Origin of the sequence: Halomonas sp. PAMB 3264, from assembly GCF_031954245.1 — a bacterium.
Classification (GTDB): domain Bacteria; phylum Pseudomonadota; class Gammaproteobacteria; order Pseudomonadales; family Halomonadaceae; genus Vreelandella.
Window position 1 is genome coordinate 3,488,583 of the sequence record NZ_CP134866.1, and the last position, 16,423, is coordinate 3,505,005.

Below are 16,423 nucleotides of genomic sequence, written 5' to 3' on the forward strand. Positions count from 1 at the left end.
TGGTCAACGATCACGCGTATTGCTCAACGAAAACGAGTACTTAGTAACGAAAACAAGTCCTGAGTAACGAAAAGAGAAGAGCGCCGGCCAGACATCCAACAGGCGCCAATAAAACAACGAGACGGCCATGGAAACGGTAGTGTCAGAAAGCGTGACAGGCAACGGTTCAGGCAGTAGCGCGCAAAGCGATACGGGGCACGTACAGATCGTTGATCAAGCGCATATCGCTCGGGTGCTGGTGGGGTTGGATGATCGTCGCCACGCGCTCACGGTGGCCATTGGTGATCAGGCAACAGACTACCCGGCGCACCTGGAGGCGGTGAGCCTTGAAAACGAGGAGCTTTTGCTGACCATTACCGATGCAGGCAGCTTGAGCCCCACCACGCTCGATCAGCACGGCATCATACTCAAGGCGGAAAACGATCAGCAGCTGAGCTTCGAGCGTATCGAGGTGCACCGAAGCGAGCGTGCGGGCGAGGCGCTCAAGCTATGGGGAGCGCTTCCCGGGCGATTGACGACCGCCGCACGTCGTGGGCATACACGCATTGCGCTGCGCCGGGACATGAGCGTCGAGGCGGCGCTAACGCTGTTCGAAGGGCAGCCGCCCCTTGCGTCGACACTACGCGACATTTCCGGCGGCGGGTGCCTCGTTCAACTGCCGCTGGCCGAGTGCGTGCCGCTAATCGAAGGAACACTCGTTCCCCACGTGACGCTGACCTTTCCCAACGGCGAGCGCTTCTCCATCGGCGCGTCGGTGCGCCACGTCACACCGGTTGTCGATACGCACGACGCAGCGGTCGGGCTGGCGTTCGAGCCCCTCGATCTTGGCCATCAGCAGCAGCTCATGGATATCGTGTCCACGACGCAGCGGGAAATCGCCTGGCGTAGTGGCGAAGGCTCGCGGCTGGCCTCGCCTTCCGCGCTTTACACCGCGCCGGACACGCGAAAGCGATCAAGGCGCCAAAAGCGGCTCCGCTCAACGCCAGTGGTCGCCTCGCTCAAAAAGATCACCCGCGATCTGCACCTTTTTTTGCTGGCCCTGCAAAGCGGCCAGCCGCTGCCGATCGAGCGGCTGGAGCGCAGCGCCAACCGGCTCATCAAACTGCACGGCGAGGACCGCCAGGCGCTCTTTTATGGCCTGACGTGCCTGACCCACGAGCCGGGCTGGCTGCAGCACTCGCTCGGCGTGGCGGGCAAGCTGGCGGATCTGATGCTGGCGGAGCCCTCTTTTGCCGCGCATACCCATCGGGCGGTGCGCGCCGCGCTCATGCATGACATGGGCAAGGCGCTTTTGATCGACGAGAACCTGCCGTCGCTCGAAAGCGAGATGAGCGAGCCGCAGCGCCAGCGCCTGCAGGCCCACGTGACGGTGCTGATGAGCGCGCTTTCAAAGGCGAACTACCCGTTCGAGGCGCTGGAGCGCGATATCATCGGCGCCATCAACGAACGGCTGGATGGCTCGGGCTATCCGCGCGGTGTCGAGGAGCAAGCGCTTTCGCCCATCGCCCGCATGGCAGCGGTCATCGACGTAATCGATGCCATGACGCGCGCCCGCGGCGACCGACCGCCGCTGAGTGCCGTTCAGGCCTACCGCTATCTTTACAATCGCCCGGCGCGGTTCGATCAGCACTGGGTGACCCGCTACGTGCAGCGCCATGGTTTCTACCCGCTGGGCAGTCTGGTCGAGTTCTCCAACGGCTACCTGGCGTGGGTGCTGGGCGTGGACGAGCGTGGCCAGCCCAACCGGGTGCGCGTGATTCGCAACCTGCGCTGGGACGATGCGTTCTACGACGACGAGGTCGGTCGCCTGGATTTCGAACAGCTCGGCCGGCTGACCGGGGCCGCCCTGCCCCACCTTCACGACCTTTAAAACGTTTTTGCTTGCCAGCCGCGCAGTGCACGCGGAGATTGCCACGCCCCTGCAAGCGGGTAAAATACTCGGCAATTTTTTGGCATTTTTGCATGTTATGTTATAACCTAATCCGTCGCCGAGGAGAGAGACGTTGAGCCACCACCCGCACCGCCACAATCGCGAAGGGCCCTGCCACTTCTCACTGATGTCACTATCCGCCACCAAACGTCTGCTGCTGGTCGCCGTACCGCTGCTGGCGCTGTGGCTGCTGGTTTTCTGGGCCGGCGGGTGGGCGCAATGAGCCATCGCGATCACACGCGGTTAAAGCTGGACGACCTGCACCTGGCCCAGGGTCGACGCATGGTGCTCGAGCACCTGCACGGCGACTTTCTCCCCGGCGCGATCACCGCGCTGGTTGGCGCTAACGGCGCGGGCAAGAGCACGCTGATTCAGGCCATCATGGGCGAACTGCGCCCGGTGTCCGGCTACGTACAGTGCGATATCGCCCCTGAGCGGCGCGCCTGGCTCCCGCAGCAGCTGGCGCTCGACTTGACCTTTCCGATGAGCGTCGAAGAGCTGGTGATGACCGGCACCTGGCCAAGCCACGGGGCGCTCAAGGGGTACTGCGCGGCCCACTACCGCAAGGGGCGCGACATCATGGGGCGGCTCGGCATTTCGCACCTGGCCCACCGGCCGCTGGGCGAGCTTTCCGGCGGCCAGCGCCAGCGCGCGCTGATCGGCCGCACGCTGATGCAGGAAGCGGAGCTTTTGCTGCTCGACGAACCGTTTGCCAACGTGGACCGCGAGACGGTCGATATTTTGATCACGATTTTTCGTCAGATGGCAGAAAGCGGCGTAACGCTGATCATCGTGCTGCACGACATGGATCACCTCAAGCGCCTGGCCGACGAGGTCCTGATCATAAGCCAGGGGCATGGCCGCTGGATGGCGCCGGAAGCGATGGCCGAGCCGCACCTGCCCGCGCATTCTCTCTCCTTCACGCTGGGAGGTCAGCATGCTGGAACTGCTTAACGCCTGGCTGATCGCCCCGTTCGACTACGGCTTCATGCGCCGCGCGGTCGTGGGCGGGCTGGCCCTTTCGATCGCCGCCCCGCCGCTGGGGGTCTTTCTGGTGCTGCGCGGCATGAGCCTGATCGGCGACGCCATGGCCCACGCCATCCTGCCGGGCGTGGCGCTCGGGTTTCTGCTGGCCGGCTTTTCGCTGCCGGTGATGAGTATTGGCGGCGTGCTGTTCGGGCTCATGGTGGCGCTGCTGGCCGGGGCGGTATCGAAAATGGGCGGCCAGCGTGAGGACGCCGCCATGGCGAGCTTCTTCATCATTTCGCTGGCCGCCGGAGTCATGCTGATCTCGATTGGCGGCAGCAGCGTGGATCTTACCCATGTGCTGTTTGGCTCGATTCTGGCGATCAACTCGACGGCCCTGCTGCTCATTGCCGGCATCAGCACGCTGATCGTCGTCACGCTGGCCTGGATTTTCCGCGCGCTGGTGGTCGAGTGTCTGGACCCGCTGTTTCTGCGCGGCCAAAGCCGGCGAAACGGCTGGGTGCACAGCGTGTTTTTGGGGCTTTTGGTGCTCAACCTCACCGCGGGGTTCCAAACGCTGGGCACGCTGATGGCAGTGGGCCTGATGATGCTGCCCGCCACCGCCGCGCGCTTTTGGAGCAAGCGACTGGAAGGGCTGATGGGCATCGCGGTGGTGCTGGCCATGCTCGCCAGCACCGGTGGGCTCTTGCTCTCTTACCACCTGGATATTCCGTCGGGGCCGAGCATCATTTTGCTGGCAGGCTCAGCGTACTTTTTCTCGGCACTGTTTGGCCGCTATCACAGCCTGGCGGCCAGGCTGCGGCGTAAAACGGCGCCGCTCGAGGCGGCGTCCGAGCTGCCCTAGCGCACAGGCGCCCGGCAGCAGCCGCTCATCAACCACGTATCAGGAGTCGTTATGTCGTTACGTTTTACCCCGCTAGTGGTCGGCGTATCCACGCTGCTGGCCCTGCCCGCCGCCATGGCCGCCGAGCGCGTTCAGGTGGTCACGAGCTTCTCCATTCTGGCCGACATGGTCGAAAACGTCGGCGGTGAGCACGTCGAGGTCAGCTCGCTGGTCGGCCCCGACGGTGACACCCACGTTTACTCGCCGCGCCCGGGCGACGCCCGGGCACTTGCCGAGGCGGATCTGGTCGTGTTCAACGGCCTGCTGCTTGAAGGCTGGATGGACCGCCTGCTGGACGCCAGCGACTACCAGGGCCGGCTGGTCACCGCCACCGACGGTATCGAAGCGCTGGACTACCACCCGCACGATCACGGCCATGATCATGGACACGCGCATGAGCATGATCACGCCCACGACAGCGGCGAGGCCCACGACCACAGCCACGAACACGCCCACGACAGCGATGAGGCCCACGATCCCAGTCACGAGCATGACCACGGCAGCGACGACGCTGACGATCACAGCCACGACGAGCATGACCATGCGCACGGCGACCAGGACCCGCACGCGTGGCAGGACATGGCCCAGGCCGAGGCCTATATCACCAACATTCGTGATGGCCTGATCGACGCCGACGAGGCGAACGCCGATGACTACCGCGCCAACGCCGAACGCTATCTGGAAGAGATGGCCGAGCTCGACGGTGAGCTTCGTGCGCTGCTCGAGGACGTGCCGAGTTCCGCCACCGTGATCACCGGCCACGACTCTTTCGGCTACTTCGCCAACGCCTACGGCGTGCGCTTTTTGTCGCCTTACGGGCTGTCGACGGAAGTCGAACCGAGCGGCGCCAGCATGGCGGGCCTGGTCGATGTGATCAACGACGAAAACGTGCAGGCACTGTTTCACGAGAACATGACCAACCCCTCGGTGATCGAGCAGCTCGCCGAAGAGACCGGCCTTGAGATCAAGGGCACGCTCTACGCCGACGCCCTCTCAAGCGACGGCCCGGCCAGTACGTATCTGGGCATGATGCGCCACAACGCCGAGCTGCTGCACGACGCCCTGGCTCACGCGGGCAACGCCGAGCAGGCGCATGAGCACAGCCACGACCATGCTCATGAGCATGACCATGAGCACAGCCACTGACGAACGGCCGAGCGTCTGACGGTCTACCGAGCGCCCCTTGCGGGCGCTTTTTGTTGCTCAAGATTTTGTCTGGCGATGGTTTTTCAGGCGCCGCATACTAAAGCGCTCGGCGCTGCGGTAGCCGCCTCGCCTCAAAAGGATGTCATTTATGCGCCTAAACATCTGTTTCACGCCTACTCTGCTTGGCACTGCGCTACTGCTCACGAGCGCGGCCCACGCGATGCCGGAACCGCACATGAATGCACTGGTGGATGAAACCATCGTGCCCCTGATGGCCGAGCACCGCATTCCCGGCATGGCAGTCGCCATTCACGTCAACGGCGAGCGCTACCTGTTCGACTACGGCCTGGCCGATCGCGAGGCGGGCGTGGCGGTGGATGCGCAGACGCTGTTCGAACTGGGTTCGCTCAGCAAGCTCTACACCGGCCTGCTGGCCGCCTACGCCGAGGCCAGCGGCGCGCTGGCACTGACCGATCCGGTCAGCCGCCACCTGACCACGCTCGAGGGCAGTACCTTCGATGATGTCACCCTGCTTGAGCTTGCCACCTACACCGCCGGCGGACTGCCGCTTCAGGTTCCGGAAACGGTCGAGGAGCCGGCCGTGCTCGACTACTTCCGGCAATGGACCCCGACCTTCGCGCCGGGCACTCACCGCCTCTACTCCAACCCGAGTATCGGCCTGCTGGGGGTCGTCGTCGCCCGCCGCCTGGGCGACACGTTCGAGGCGGCGATGAACGAGCACGTCTTTACCCCGCTGGCACTCGAACACAGCTTTTACGATGTGCCCGAAAGCGAGCGGGCACACTACGCCTGGGGCTATTCGGCGGACGACACGCCGCGTCGGGTCAGCCCTGGCGTGCTGGACGCCCAGGCCTACGGGCTCAAGGCCACCGCCAGCGACGTGCTGCGCTTTTTGGAGGCGCATCTGGACAGCGGCGCGCTTACGCCTGCGCTCCAGCAAGCGCTCGCCACCACTCGCGAAGGGTACGTCAGTCTGGGTGAAATGACCCAGGGGCTTGGCTGGGAGCGCTACGCCTATCCGACGACGCTTGACGCGTTAAAAGCGGGCAACGCGCTGGACGTCGTACTCGAAGCGAACCCGGTGAAACGGGAAGAGCCCGTGCTCTCCGCCGAGAGCCCGGCATTTTTCAACAAGACCGGTGCAACCAACGGGTTTGGTAACTACGTGGCACTGGTGCCCGAGGCGGGGATCGCCGTGGTGCTGCTGGCCAACCGTAACTACCCCACTCAGGCACGTATCGAAGCCGCTTACACACTGATCGAACGGCTTAATGAGGCGCCGTAACCCACGCGCTGGCGCTTCGGCGTTGCATTTTGGCCGCCGGATGCGGAGACTTGGCGTCTCCTACCAGTGAACATGAGTGGAACCATGCACCTGAACGCCGATTTTTCCCGGTTTGCCAGCGTGACGCCCGGCGAGTACGAGTGGGTCGACTCCCCCAGCGCCGGGGTACAGCGCATGATGCTGGATCGTATCGGCGACGAGGTCGCCCGGGCCACGAGTCTGGTGCGCTACGCGCCTCATAGCCAGTTCGAGCGCCACGTGCACGGCGGCGGCGAGGAGATTCTGGTGCTCGAGGGCGTGTTCGGTGACGAGCACGGCCGCTACCCGGCGGGCAGCTACCTGCGCAACCCGATCGGTACCGACCACGCGCCGCAAATCGGCGAAGAGGGCGCGCTGATTCTGGTCAAGCTCCACCAGTTCGAGCACACCGATACGCTCAAGATCGCGGTGCCCGCCCACCGCTTGCCCTGGCAGCCGGACCAGCGCGAAGGCGTGGCCTACAAGATGCTGCACACCCATGGCCAGGAGCGCGTAAGCCTGGAGAAGTGGGACGCGGGCGTCGTCGCCCGCTACCCACAGCTCAGCAAGGGGCTCGAGATTTTCGTGCTGGAAGGGACACTTTGGGACGGGGAGACCGAGTACCCGACGGGCAGCTGGTGTCGCTACCCCTATGGCGCTCTGCCCACGCTCGAGGCCGGCGCCCGCGGCGTTCGGCTCTATCTCAAGCGCGGGCATCTCTCTGCGGCGTAATGCTCAAAGCGCGTTGAGCCCGAGAAACGGCAGCAGGGTCAGCAGCGCGACCAGCAGCACCGCGACGATGGTCAGCACCACCTGGATGGGGTGGGCCAGAAAGCGCCGCCAGAGCGTGGGCGCCTCGCCCCGAGCGCGGGCCTGCTCGAACGCCGCGCGCTCGCGCTGCCGGCGCGCTTGCTGATACTCGGCCAGCGCCGCCTCGGCGGCCTCGCGCTGGCTCGAGTCGCGCAGCCAAATTGCATCGACCCCAAGGCGGAAAAAGCCGGCCTGGGTCTCATAAACGTCGAAGCCGCGCTCATCCAGCAGCCTTCGCACTTCCAGCGCCTCTTCATCGGTCACGTGGCGCAGGCGAAACAGCAGGTGCGCCACCCTAGTCGCCCATACCGGCCATGAGGTCGGCCTGGATCACCTCGATCCAGTAGCCGTCCGGGTCCTTGACGAAGATCACGTCCTTCATTTTGCCCTGATCGGCGCGCTTGACGAAGGTCACCTCGCACACGTCGAACCAGGCCTGGGCGGCGTTGAGATCCGGCACGCTAAAGCAGATATGGCCAAAGCCCTGGGGCTCGGCGTTGCCGTCGTGGTAGGCGAAATCCGTCTGCTCCTCGGTGCCCCAGTTGTGAGTCAGCTCAAGAAGCCCCTTTTGCGCGAAGGTCCAGGCGGTGCGCTCACGCGTATCTTCCGGGATTGGCTCGCCCTGCTCGACGTTGGCGAGAAAATAGAGCGAAAACTGCATCTCCTCGAAATCGAGTCGGCGCAACACGCGCATGCCGAATACGCGTGAGTAAAACGCCAGCGCCGTTTCCGGGTCCTTGACGCGCAGCATGGTGTGATTCAAACGAAACCCCTGGGTGTTGGCCGGGGCGGCGACCACGCCGGGATGCTGCTCACCTTGAAAACTCATGAAATACTCCTTTAAGGCCGATAAACTTTGACGAAACCGAGGCCGTGTACAAGGATGTACTCTACTTGATACAGGTATGACGCGCATTTACCCCTATCAACCACATCCAACCTTAACAATGAGGTCGGTGGCCCACTAATTCCAGCCCCGGCTTCCGGAGGCATCATGTCTCGTGACCGTAACGTTTTAGGTGAGCCTTTAACGCCCTGCTGCCACAGCCCTAAAACCGGTTTCTATCGCGACGGTTTTTGCCGTGTCGGCCCTGACGATGCCGGTGTGCACTCCGTGTGCGCCATCGTCACCGAAGAGTTTCTCGCTTTTTCCCAGGCCCAGGGTAACGACCTGGTCACGCCGCGCCCGGAGTTCGGCTTTCCAGGACTCGCCCCCGGTGATCGCTGGTGTCTGTGCGCCAAGCGCTGGCTTGAAGCGTCGGAAGTAGGCCTGGCGCCGCCGGTGATTCTGTCCGGCACCAACCAGAAAACCCTCGATATCATTCCCCTGGTCACGCTCCAGCAGCACGCCATGGACGCGGTACACTAGTCGATTTGACCAGGTTCGATGGATCACTCTCGACGGCTTTACAAGCCGTCGCCGTATCCGGATAGTAGCACTCACGACAGGGGCGCCCGTTTGGGCTGAGATGCACCCTTTGAACCTGAACCGGATAGTACCGGCGTAGGGAGTCGTGGTGTTCGCACCACCTCTCTCGCCGGGAGGACGTCATGACCCTACCCCCGCTTGGCCACTACCTTGGCGCGCTTCGCGAAAGCACCCCGCTCGTTCACTGCATGACCAATTTCGTCGCCATGAACTCCAGCGCGAACCTGGTGCTGGCCGTCGGCGCGTCGCCGGCGATGCTTCACGCGATCGAAGAGGCGCCGGCGTTCACCGAACTTGCCGGGGCGCTGTCGATCAACATCGGCACCATATCACCGAGCTGGGCCAAAGCGATGCTGGCCTGCGCCGACGTGGCGAGACGCCGCTCGATCCCCTGGGTGCTAGACCCGGTGGCGGTGGGCGCGACCGCCTACCGCCGTGAGCTTTGCGAGCAGTTACTGGCACTCGAGCCCACGGTGATTCGCGCCAACGCCTCGGAAGTATTGGCGCTTGCCGGGCTCGAAAGCCAGGGACGCGGCGTGGACGCCGCCCCCACGACCCACGACGTTGAGGCAGCCGCCATGGCGCTCGCCAAACGTCAGCGCTGCGTGGTCGCCATGACCGGCGAGCGCGATGTCGTCACCGACGGTACGCGCCATCTTCATATCGATGGCGGACACGCCCTGATGCCGCGCGTTACCACCCTTGGCTGCGGGCTTAGCGCCATCGTGGCGGGCTTTGTGGCGGCCAGCCCAAGCGCCGCGCTCGAGGCGAGCACGGCGGCCCTGGCCGCCTTCGCCGAGGCCGGGCGTGACGCCGGCGAGCGCGCTCGGGGGCCGGGCAGCTTTCAGGTCGAGCTGATCGATGCGCTCTACCGGCTCACGCCAGCGGCGCTCTCCCAGGCGGGATCGACGTGCGTGACGTTCAAGGGCCGCGAAGGAGATCAACCATGACGCTCGATCTTTCGCTTTATCTGGTGACCGACGCCGTGCTTTGCCGCGACTACGGGCTCGAGCGTACCGTCGAGGCCGCGGTGCGTGGCGGGGTGAGCGTGGTGCAGCTTCGTGACAAGCACGCCAGTGACGCCGCCATGGTCGACGAAGCCAAACGCCTGAAGGCGCTGCTCAAAGGCACCGGCGTGCCGCTGATCATCAATGATCGACTTACCGTGGCGCTCGAAAGCGGCGCCGACGGCCTGCACGTCGGCCAAAGCGACGCCGCCGCGCTCGAGGCGCGCCAAGCGCTGGGTGATGATGCGATCATCGGACTTTCGATCAACACCCTCGCAGAGCTTGAGCGCGCGCCGCGCGAGGCGCTCAGCTACTTTGGCCTCGGCCCGGTATTTGCCACCGCCAGCAAGAGCGATCACGCCGCGCCGCTGGGCCTGAAGGGCTTGGCCGAGCTTGCCCGCGCCAGCCGTCTGCCCACGGTGGCGATCGGCGGGCTCAAGGCGGAACACGCTGACGACGTGCTCGCCGCCGGCGCCAACGGGCTGGCAGTGATCTCCGCGATTTGCGGCACACCGGACCCTTGCCGTGCCGCGCAGGCGTTCAAGCGGTGAAGCATCAGCTCGAGCATATCAGCGCCTTTGTGAAGGTGGCGGAGCTTGGCAGCTACACCCGCGCCGCCGAAGCGCTGGATCTTTCCCGTACAAGGCTATCGCGCCAGGTGATGGCGCTGGAAGAGACGCTGGGCGCGCGACTTTTGCAGCGTACCACGCGCCGCATTCACCTGACGCCGGAAGGCGAGCGCTACCTGGCCCACGCCCAATCGATACTGCGCGCGCTGGATGACGCAGCCAGCGACGTGGGCAGCACCACCCAGGCGGTACGCGGTGAAATGCGCATCAACGCGCCGATGAGCTTCGGCGTGCGCTACCTGGCACCGCTGGTGGCGGAGTTCATGACCGAGCATCCCGAACTCGAGGTGCGCCTGGATCTCAACGACCGCCGGGTGGATCTTATCGAAGAGGGGTATGACGTGGCGATCCGTATCGGCCAACTGGCGGACTCCAGCCTGATCGCGCGGCGCCTCACCCGGTGTCGGATGCTGTTTTGCGCCTCGCCGCACTACCTCGAGCGCTGGGGCACGCCTGAACGCCTGGCGGACCTGGCAAAGCACCGCTGCCTTCGCTATCGAAGCGGCCAGGCCAGCGCCGACTGGGTGCTGGGTAACGCGACCACGCTGACCCCGCAGGGCCCGCTTGAAAGCAACAATGGCGACGTCCTGACCCACATGGCACAGGCCGGGCTCGGTATCGCTCAGCAGCCAAGCTTTCTGGTCACCGAGAGCATTCTGACGGGCCGGCTGGTGCCGCTTCTGACCGACCAACCGCCGGTCATGCTAGATATTCACGCGCTCTATATGGCCAGGCGCTACCTGCCGGCCAAGGTCGAGCGCTTCATCGACCGGCTGCAGCAGGCCTGGGGTAATCCACCCTGCTGGGAAGAGGCCATGGGATTGTCGCGAGTGACGCAACAGTGAAGTGAAAAAAGCGCAGATTATCTTCGATTCCGACCGCGATAAAGTATCTCCATCGGCAACTTCCTGCCCCTTTGGAGAGACACTCATGAACACCGCTCAACCGACAGCCACCAATACCTTCCAACCCCACGCCACAACGCTGCTGCGCGTATCGCTCGGCGTCATGGCGCTGGCCCACGGCCTTTTGAAAGTGCTGGTATTCACGCTTCCCGGCACGGTGGCCTACTTCGAATCGCTGGGCCTGCCCGGCTTTCTGGCCTACCTCACCATCGCCGGTGAACTCGGCGGCGGCCTGGCGCTGCTCCTCGGCGTTTATACCCGCTGGGTGAGCCTGGCGATGATTCCGCTGCTGCTGGGGGCGGCCTCGGTTCACCTGGGTAACGGCTGGATGTTCTCCAACGCTGGCGGCGGCTGGGAGTTCCCGGTCTTCTGGGCACTCGCGCTGCTGGTACAGGCAGGGCTTGGGGGTGGACGTTTCAGCCTGACCGACCGCTCTCGCTAATCACGTTACGACGCCATGCCAGGCCCCGGTTGATGGGGCCTTTTGAAGGAGATCGACCATGCTACCCAGCCTGTTTGTTTCCCACGGCTCCCCGATGCTTGCGCTTAACGCCACGCCCGCCCACCGTTTTCTGCGCGAGCTGGGGCAAACCCTGACCCCCAAAGCGGTCATCGTCATCTCCGCCCACTGGGAGAGTTTAACGCTCAAGGTCAGCCAGAGTGCGTGGCCGGAAACCCTTCATGACTTTGGCGGCTTCCCCCGCGAGCTATTCGATTGCCAGTACCCCGCCCCGGGCGAGCCCGTACTGGCCAAGCGGCTGGGTGACCTATTGGGCGCCACTGTCGTCAATCGTGGCTTCGACCACGGCGCCTGGGTGCCGCTGTCGCTGATGTTTCCAAATGCCGACGTTCCGGTCGTTTCGCTGTCGCTACCGCTTCGCTGGTCGAGCGAAAAGCTCAAAGCGCTGGGGGAACAGCTCGCTCCCCTGCGCGAAGAGGGCGTGCTGATCATGGGCTCGGGCAGCCTGACGCATAACCTGTACGAAACCATGGCGATGGGCAGCCGGATGCCGCCGTGGGTCGGCGAGTTTTCCGACTGGGTGAACACGCAGTTCGAAACGAACAATCGCGACGCATTGCTGGCGTGGCAGAGCGCCCCGCAAGCGCAGCGCAATCACCCCACGCCAGAGCATTTTTTACCCTTGCTGGTGGCCATGGGTGCCGGCGGCAATGCCAGGCAGCTTCACCACAGCGTCGAGCACGGCGTGCTGGCGATGGACGTTTACGCCTTCGACTAAACGCTCGTCCACATCGCCTGGCACGTGTTTCTGAGCGAACGGTCCCCCGTTACACGAGTGGGCTTACGCCGTCGGGCGGCGCTTGAGCGTCGTGCGGCGGTCGTGATAAGCGATCCAGAGCCCGCTTGCCATGATCAGCGCGCTGCCGATCCATACCCAGCGATCCGGAAGCTCGCCCCAGAACCACCATCCCAGCAGCACTGCCCATAAAAGCGCCGTATAGTCGAAGGGGGCAGCAATCGCCGCCGGCGCATGGCGAAACGCCAGTGTAATGAATGCGGTCGCCGCGACCCCCAGTAGGCCAGAGGCCAAAAAGCCCAGCCAGTGAATCGGTTCCGGCGTCGTCCAGACAAACGGCACCATGGCGCCAGTGAGTAGCATGGGTACCAGCGTCATGTAGAACACCAGCGCCCAAAAGGACTCTCGCGAACCGTAGCGCCGGGCGGTAATCATCGTCAGGGCGTAGAACAGCGCGGCACCGATCAATACCAGCGCGCCGATGTGAAAGGCGTCGCCGCCAGGACGCACCACGACCAGCACGCCGGCAAAGCCCAGCAGCGAAGCGGCCAAGACCGGGCGGTCGATGCGCTCACCCAAAAGCGGCACCGACAAGAGCGTGACGAACAGCGGTGCGACAAAGGCGATCGCCGTGGCTTCGGCCAGCGGCATGAGAATCAGGCCAATGATGAAGCAGGTCATGGTGGCGGTATGAATCAACCCACGAAGTAAATGTACGCCCGGGCGACGCGTGGCGAGCTTTCTTAGCCCGCCGGCGAAGTGGGCGAGCAGTGCGATCAGCGGCAGCGACACCAGGCTGCGAAAGAAGATGATTTGAACCGGCGAGTGGGTTTCGCCCAGCCATTTCGAGATGGCGTCGCCGAGTGCCAGAAACAGCACCCCGAGACACATGCTCAGGATTCCCTTTAGCGACGTCGACACGACCGCTTCTCCTCCATTGGGCGGCGACCGTGGCCACGCCCATAAAAAAAGCCCCGCCGACGATCCGCCGGCGGGGCCACGTTTCTGACCACGCTAAAGGCTTGCGTTGACCACCATGCAGTCCATACCGCGGGCGTGAAGCGTCTGACAGGCAGCGATGGCGCGCGCTTCGTCGAGCGCTACCACGCGAGCGCGAAACACCGGTGTCTGGCCATCGATGGCATCCACCGCCACGCGCCCGCCGACGTTATTGGGCAGATGCTGGGCGGCTTGACGGGCGAGCTGCTCGGCATGGCTTGCCTGACTGAACGCGCCGACCTGGATACCCCAGCCGCCACTTCCCGCCACGGCCAGTGCCGGAGCGCTGATGCCCTGCTGCTCGTTGATCAGCGCGCGTAGCGGGTCGCGCGGTGCGGCCTCCGGCGAAGGGCGCGCGGGCTGGGCCACCGGTGCCGCGGTGGGCGCCATGTTGGCCCCAGCGGTAGCCGAGGGTGACATCGTGGTGGTATCGATGTTGGCCAGAATTGGCGAGGGCGGCGTGCTTGGCGGCGGGGAACTCAAGGGCACCGGTGCCCGGCCAAAGGACATGAACTCCCGCGAGAAATTGGTATCGGCCATCCAGCTGGTGTTGTCGCGCAGCCTGGCGCGGGCGAAGCTGCGATCGAGCAGATCCGCCATGTGGGCATCGCGAGACGAGGAGCTGAAACCGCCCATCACGACCGCGATCATGCGACGGCCGTCGTGCACCGCGGTGGTCGCCACATTGAAGCCGGAGGCGCGAATGAAGCCGGTTTTCAGCCCGTCGGCGCCGGGATAGTCGCGCACCAGCCGGTTATGGCTGGTATGACGCGTGCCCTTGTAGCTGAACTCCTGCAGGCCGAAATAGTGATAATACTGGGGGAAGTCCTGCATCACGCGGGTCGAAAGGATCAGCATGTCGCGAGCAGTCGTGATCTGGCCGCTATCCGGCAAGCCCGAGGCGTTACGAAAGGTGGTGTTGTTCATGCCAAGCTCGCGCGCCTTGGCCGTCATGAGGCTGGCAAAGCGCTGCTCGCTGCCACCGAGCGCCTCGGCCACCACCACGGCCACGTCATTGGCCGAGCGCACGGTCAATGCACGAATGGCCGTGTCCAGATCGATGGTGCTGCCCGCCGAGAGCCAAAGCTTGGTCGCGGGCATGGCGGAAGCCTGCGCGGACACCGCCAGCGGCTGGTTGAAGCTCAACTCACCCCGCTCGACCGCTTCCAACGCCAGATAGATGGTCATCATCTTGGTGAGCGAGGCGGGATAGCGCGGGGCATCGGCATTTTCCGAGTAGAGCACTTCGCCATTTTCCAGATCGACCACGATGCCCGCGTAGCGCGGGTTGCCGTCAGCCTGTGCACTGTTTCCCAGTACCAGCACCATGATGGTCACGGCGCACACAAGCCACCACCGCAGGGCGGTGTGTGAAGTCACGTCCCTCGCTGCCATACTTGCCCCTTTCAATCGCCTTGAGTTGTCCAGAAACCGCCCTACGCGGGCTTCGCCCCAAGCGCTCAGGTTAGCACGTCGGGGGCCGCAGTAAACGCCTTCTAAAACCGGAAAAACGCATTTCCTCTGGTGCAGACATAAAAAAAACCGACCCCGGAGGGTCGGTTTTCGCTGTGTCTTGAGAGCCCGTGCTACGAATACGTGATTCGAACACCGGTCTCAAACGCGGCGTGGCCTTGGTGGCGCGTCTTACTCTTCCGCGGCGGCGTCTTCGATTGCCGGGCGGTCGACCAGTTCGACGTACGCCATGGGCGCGTTGTCACCGGGACGGAAGCCACACTTGAGAATACGGATGTAGCCACCCGGACGCTCGGCGTAACGCGGACCCAGTTCGTTGAACAGTTTGCCGACCGCGTCCTTGGAACGGGTGCGGGCAAACGCCAGACGACGGTTCGCGACGCTGTCCTGCTTGGCCAGAGTGATCAGCGGCTCGATGACGCGACGCAGCTCTTTGGCCTTGGGCAGGGTTGTCTTGATTACTTCGTGCTCGACCAGCGACACGGACATGTTCTTGAACATGGCATGGCGGTGCGAGCTATTGCGGTTTAATTGACGACCACTCTTACGATGACGCATGGTTGTGATTCCTTACCAAACTGGGACTCAAGTCGACGCTTACGCGGAGGCCTTGTCGTCCTTCAGGCTCGCGGGTGGCCAGTTCTCCAGCCGCATGCCAAGGGAAAGACCGCGCGCTGCCAAAACATCCTTGATTTCGTTCAAGGACTTCTTACCGAGGTTCGGGGTCTTCAACAGCTCCACTTCCGTGCGCTGGATCAGATCACCGATGTAGTAAATATTCTCGGCTTTCAGGCAGTTCGCGCTGCGAACGGTCAACTCGAGATCGTCTACGGGGCGCAACAGGATCGGATCGATGTGATCCTCTTCCTCTTCGACTTCCTGTTCCTTATCGGCTTCCAGGTCGACGAAGGCGGCCAGCTGCTCTTGCAGGATGGTCGCACTGCGGCGGATAGCCTCTTCCGGATCCAGAGTACCGTCGGTTTCCAGATCGATAATCAGCTTATCGAGGTCGGTACGCTGCTCGACACGAGCGGCTTCGACCGAGTAGGAAACGCGGCGGACAGGGCTGAAGGTGGCATCCAGCTGCAGGCGACCGATCGCGCGGGTCTCTTCATCGGAGCCACGAGCGTCAGCCGGTTCGTAACCACGACCCAGCGCCACCTTGAGCTGAATTTTCAGCTCGGCACCTTCATTGACGTGAGCAATGACGTGATCCGGGTTGACGATTTCGACGCTATGATCAAGCGCAATGTCGCCAGCGGTGACGACGGCCGGGCCCTGCTTGTTCAGCGAGAGCACCGCCTCATCGCGGCTGTGCATCTTGATCGCAACATCTTTCAAGTTCAGGAGGATCTCAATGACATCTTCCTGCACCCCTTCGAGGGCACTGTATTCGTGCTCGACACCTGCGATCTCGGCCTCTACCACGGCGGCGCCGGGCATGGACGAAAGCAGAATGCGACGCAGTGCATTCCCCAGGGTGTGGCCAAAGCCGCGCTCGAACGGTTCGAGAACGATCCTGGCATGATGTGCGCTGATTTCTTCGACCTTGATATCGCGCGGGCGAAGAAACTCTGTCACTGAACGCTGCATATGAACACCTTTCAGGCTGCCAAACGGATACTGAGTACTCTAGAGCGTGTAC

At 63.7% G+C, this 16,423-nt stretch carries 19 protein-coding genes and 1 riboswitch; of the genes, 13 read left to right on the forward strand and 6 right to left on the reverse strand.

Annotation, left to right across the window (positions count from 1 at the left end):
• Positions 1-127: 127 nt before the first annotated feature.
• The 7 genes from RN347_RS15855 (at position 128) to RN347_RS15885 (ending at position 7,002) form a co-directional block, all read left to right on the forward strand.
• Positions 128-1,870, forward strand: a complete 1,743-nt coding sequence (locus tag RN347_RS15855) for an HD domain-containing phosphohydrolase (RefSeq protein ID WP_311958903.1) — start codon at positions 128-130, stop codon at positions 1,868-1,870.
• Positions 1,871-2,003: 133 nt separating this feature from the next.
• A complete protein-coding gene (locus RN347_RS15860) occupies positions 2,004-2,153 on the forward strand; it encodes a hypothetical protein (protein ID WP_252105911.1) in 150 nt (49 codons plus the stop codon).
• Positions 2,150-2,884: an ATP-binding cassette domain-containing protein gene (locus tag RN347_RS15865; protein ID WP_311958904.1), complete on the forward strand. Its 735-nt coding sequence runs from the start codon at positions 2,150-2,152 to the stop codon at positions 2,882-2,884. Before RN347_RS15860 ends, RN347_RS15865 begins: the two co-directional genes overlap by 4 nt.
• Positions 2,868-3,761, forward strand: a complete 894-nt coding sequence (locus tag RN347_RS15870; protein ID WP_252105909.1) for a metal ABC transporter permease — start codon at positions 2,868-2,870, stop codon at positions 3,759-3,761. Before RN347_RS15865 ends, RN347_RS15870 begins: the two co-directional genes overlap by 17 nt.
• Positions 3,762-3,812: 51 nt before the next feature.
• Entirely contained in the window at positions 3,813-4,946 is a 1,134-nt protein-coding gene (locus RN347_RS15875) for a metal ABC transporter solute-binding protein, Zn/Mn family (RefSeq protein ID WP_311958905.1), read from the forward strand.
• 148 nt (positions 4,947-5,094) lie between these two features.
• On the forward strand, positions 5,095-6,252 hold the full coding sequence (ampC, locus tag RN347_RS15880; RefSeq protein ID WP_311958906.1) for a class C beta-lactamase: 1,158 nt from the start codon (positions 5,095-5,097) through the stop codon (positions 6,250-6,252).
• Positions 6,253-6,336: 84 nt separating this feature from the next.
• On the forward strand, positions 6,337-7,002 hold the full coding sequence (locus RN347_RS15885; protein ID WP_311958907.1) for a cupin domain-containing protein: 666 nt from the start codon (positions 6,337-6,339) through the stop codon (positions 7,000-7,002).
• Positions 7,003-7,005: 3 nt separating this feature from the next.
• Here the strand turns inward: RN347_RS15885 and RN347_RS15890 are convergent, their stop codons facing one another.
• A complete protein-coding gene (locus RN347_RS15890) occupies positions 7,006-7,374 on the reverse strand; it encodes a DUF6164 family protein (RefSeq protein ID WP_311958908.1) in 369 nt (122 codons plus the stop codon).
• Between the two features lies 1 nt (position 7,375).
• Positions 7,376-7,909, reverse strand: a complete 534-nt coding sequence (gloA, locus tag RN347_RS15895; RefSeq protein ID WP_263585851.1) for a lactoylglutathione lyase — start codon at positions 7,907-7,909, stop codon at positions 7,376-7,378.
• Between the two features lie 165 nt (positions 7,910-8,074).
• Here gloA and RN347_RS15900 point away from each other — a divergent pair, with 165 nt between their 5' ends.
• The 6 genes from RN347_RS15900 (at position 8,075) to RN347_RS15925 (ending at position 12,288) form a co-directional block, all read left to right on the forward strand.
• Positions 8,075-8,449 (forward strand): DUF2237 family protein, encoded by a 375-nt coding sequence (locus tag RN347_RS15900; RefSeq protein ID WP_252105889.1) that lies wholly within the window; start codon positions 8,075-8,077, stop codon positions 8,447-8,449.
• A 68-nt stretch (positions 8,450-8,517) separates the two neighbouring features.
• Positions 8,518-8,608: riboswitch (TPP riboswitch) on the forward strand.
• A 23-nt stretch (positions 8,609-8,631) separates the two neighbouring features.
• Positions 8,632-9,459 carry a hydroxyethylthiazole kinase gene (gene thiM / locus RN347_RS15905; protein WP_311958909.1) on the forward strand — a complete coding sequence of 276 codons (828 nt, stop codon included), beginning with the start codon at positions 8,632-8,634 and terminating at the stop codon, positions 9,457-9,459.
• Complete coding sequence (gene thiE, locus RN347_RS15910; RefSeq protein ID WP_311958910.1) at positions 9,456-10,067, forward strand: thiamine phosphate synthase; 612 nt, start codon at positions 9,456-9,458, stop codon at positions 10,065-10,067. Before thiM ends, thiE begins: the two co-directional genes overlap by 4 nt.
• Entirely contained in the window at positions 10,064-10,990 is a 927-nt protein-coding gene (locus RN347_RS15915; protein WP_311958911.1) for a LysR substrate-binding domain-containing protein, read from the forward strand. The genes thiE and RN347_RS15915 overlap by 4 nt, the downstream gene beginning before the upstream one ends.
• An 85-nt stretch (positions 10,991-11,075) precedes the next feature.
• Positions 11,076-11,492, forward strand: coding sequence for a DoxX family protein (locus RN347_RS15920; RefSeq protein ID WP_311958912.1), 417 nt, complete (start codon positions 11,076-11,078; stop codon positions 11,490-11,492).
• A 58-nt stretch (positions 11,493-11,550) separates the two neighbouring features.
• Entirely contained in the window at positions 11,551-12,288 is a 738-nt protein-coding gene (locus RN347_RS15925) for a class III extradiol ring-cleavage dioxygenase (RefSeq protein WP_311958913.1), read from the forward strand.
• A gap of 63 nt (positions 12,289-12,351) precedes the next feature.
• Here the strand turns inward: RN347_RS15925 and RN347_RS15930 are convergent, their stop codons facing one another.
• The 4 genes from RN347_RS15930 to RN347_RS15945 form a co-directional block, all read right to left on the reverse strand.
• On the reverse strand, positions 12,352-13,227 hold the full coding sequence (locus tag RN347_RS15930) for a DMT family transporter (protein ID WP_311958914.1): 876 nt from the start codon (positions 13,225-13,227) through the stop codon (positions 12,352-12,354).
• 93 nt (positions 13,228-13,320) lie between these two features.
• Positions 13,321-14,700: a serine hydrolase gene (locus tag RN347_RS15935; protein WP_263585844.1), complete on the reverse strand. Its 1,380-nt coding sequence runs from the start codon at positions 14,698-14,700 to the stop codon at positions 13,321-13,323.
• A 249-nt stretch (positions 14,701-14,949) separates the two neighbouring features.
• Positions 14,950-15,336 carry a 50S ribosomal protein L17 gene (gene rplQ, locus RN347_RS15940; RefSeq protein ID WP_252105881.1) on the reverse strand — a complete coding sequence of 129 codons (387 nt, stop codon included), beginning with the start codon at positions 15,334-15,336 and terminating at the stop codon, positions 14,950-14,952.
• Between the two features lie 39 nt (positions 15,337-15,375).
• Positions 15,376-16,371, reverse strand: coding sequence for a DNA-directed RNA polymerase subunit alpha (locus tag RN347_RS15945; RefSeq protein ID WP_252105880.1), 996 nt, complete (start codon positions 16,369-16,371; stop codon positions 15,376-15,378).
• Positions 16,372-16,423: the final 52 nt, after the last annotated feature.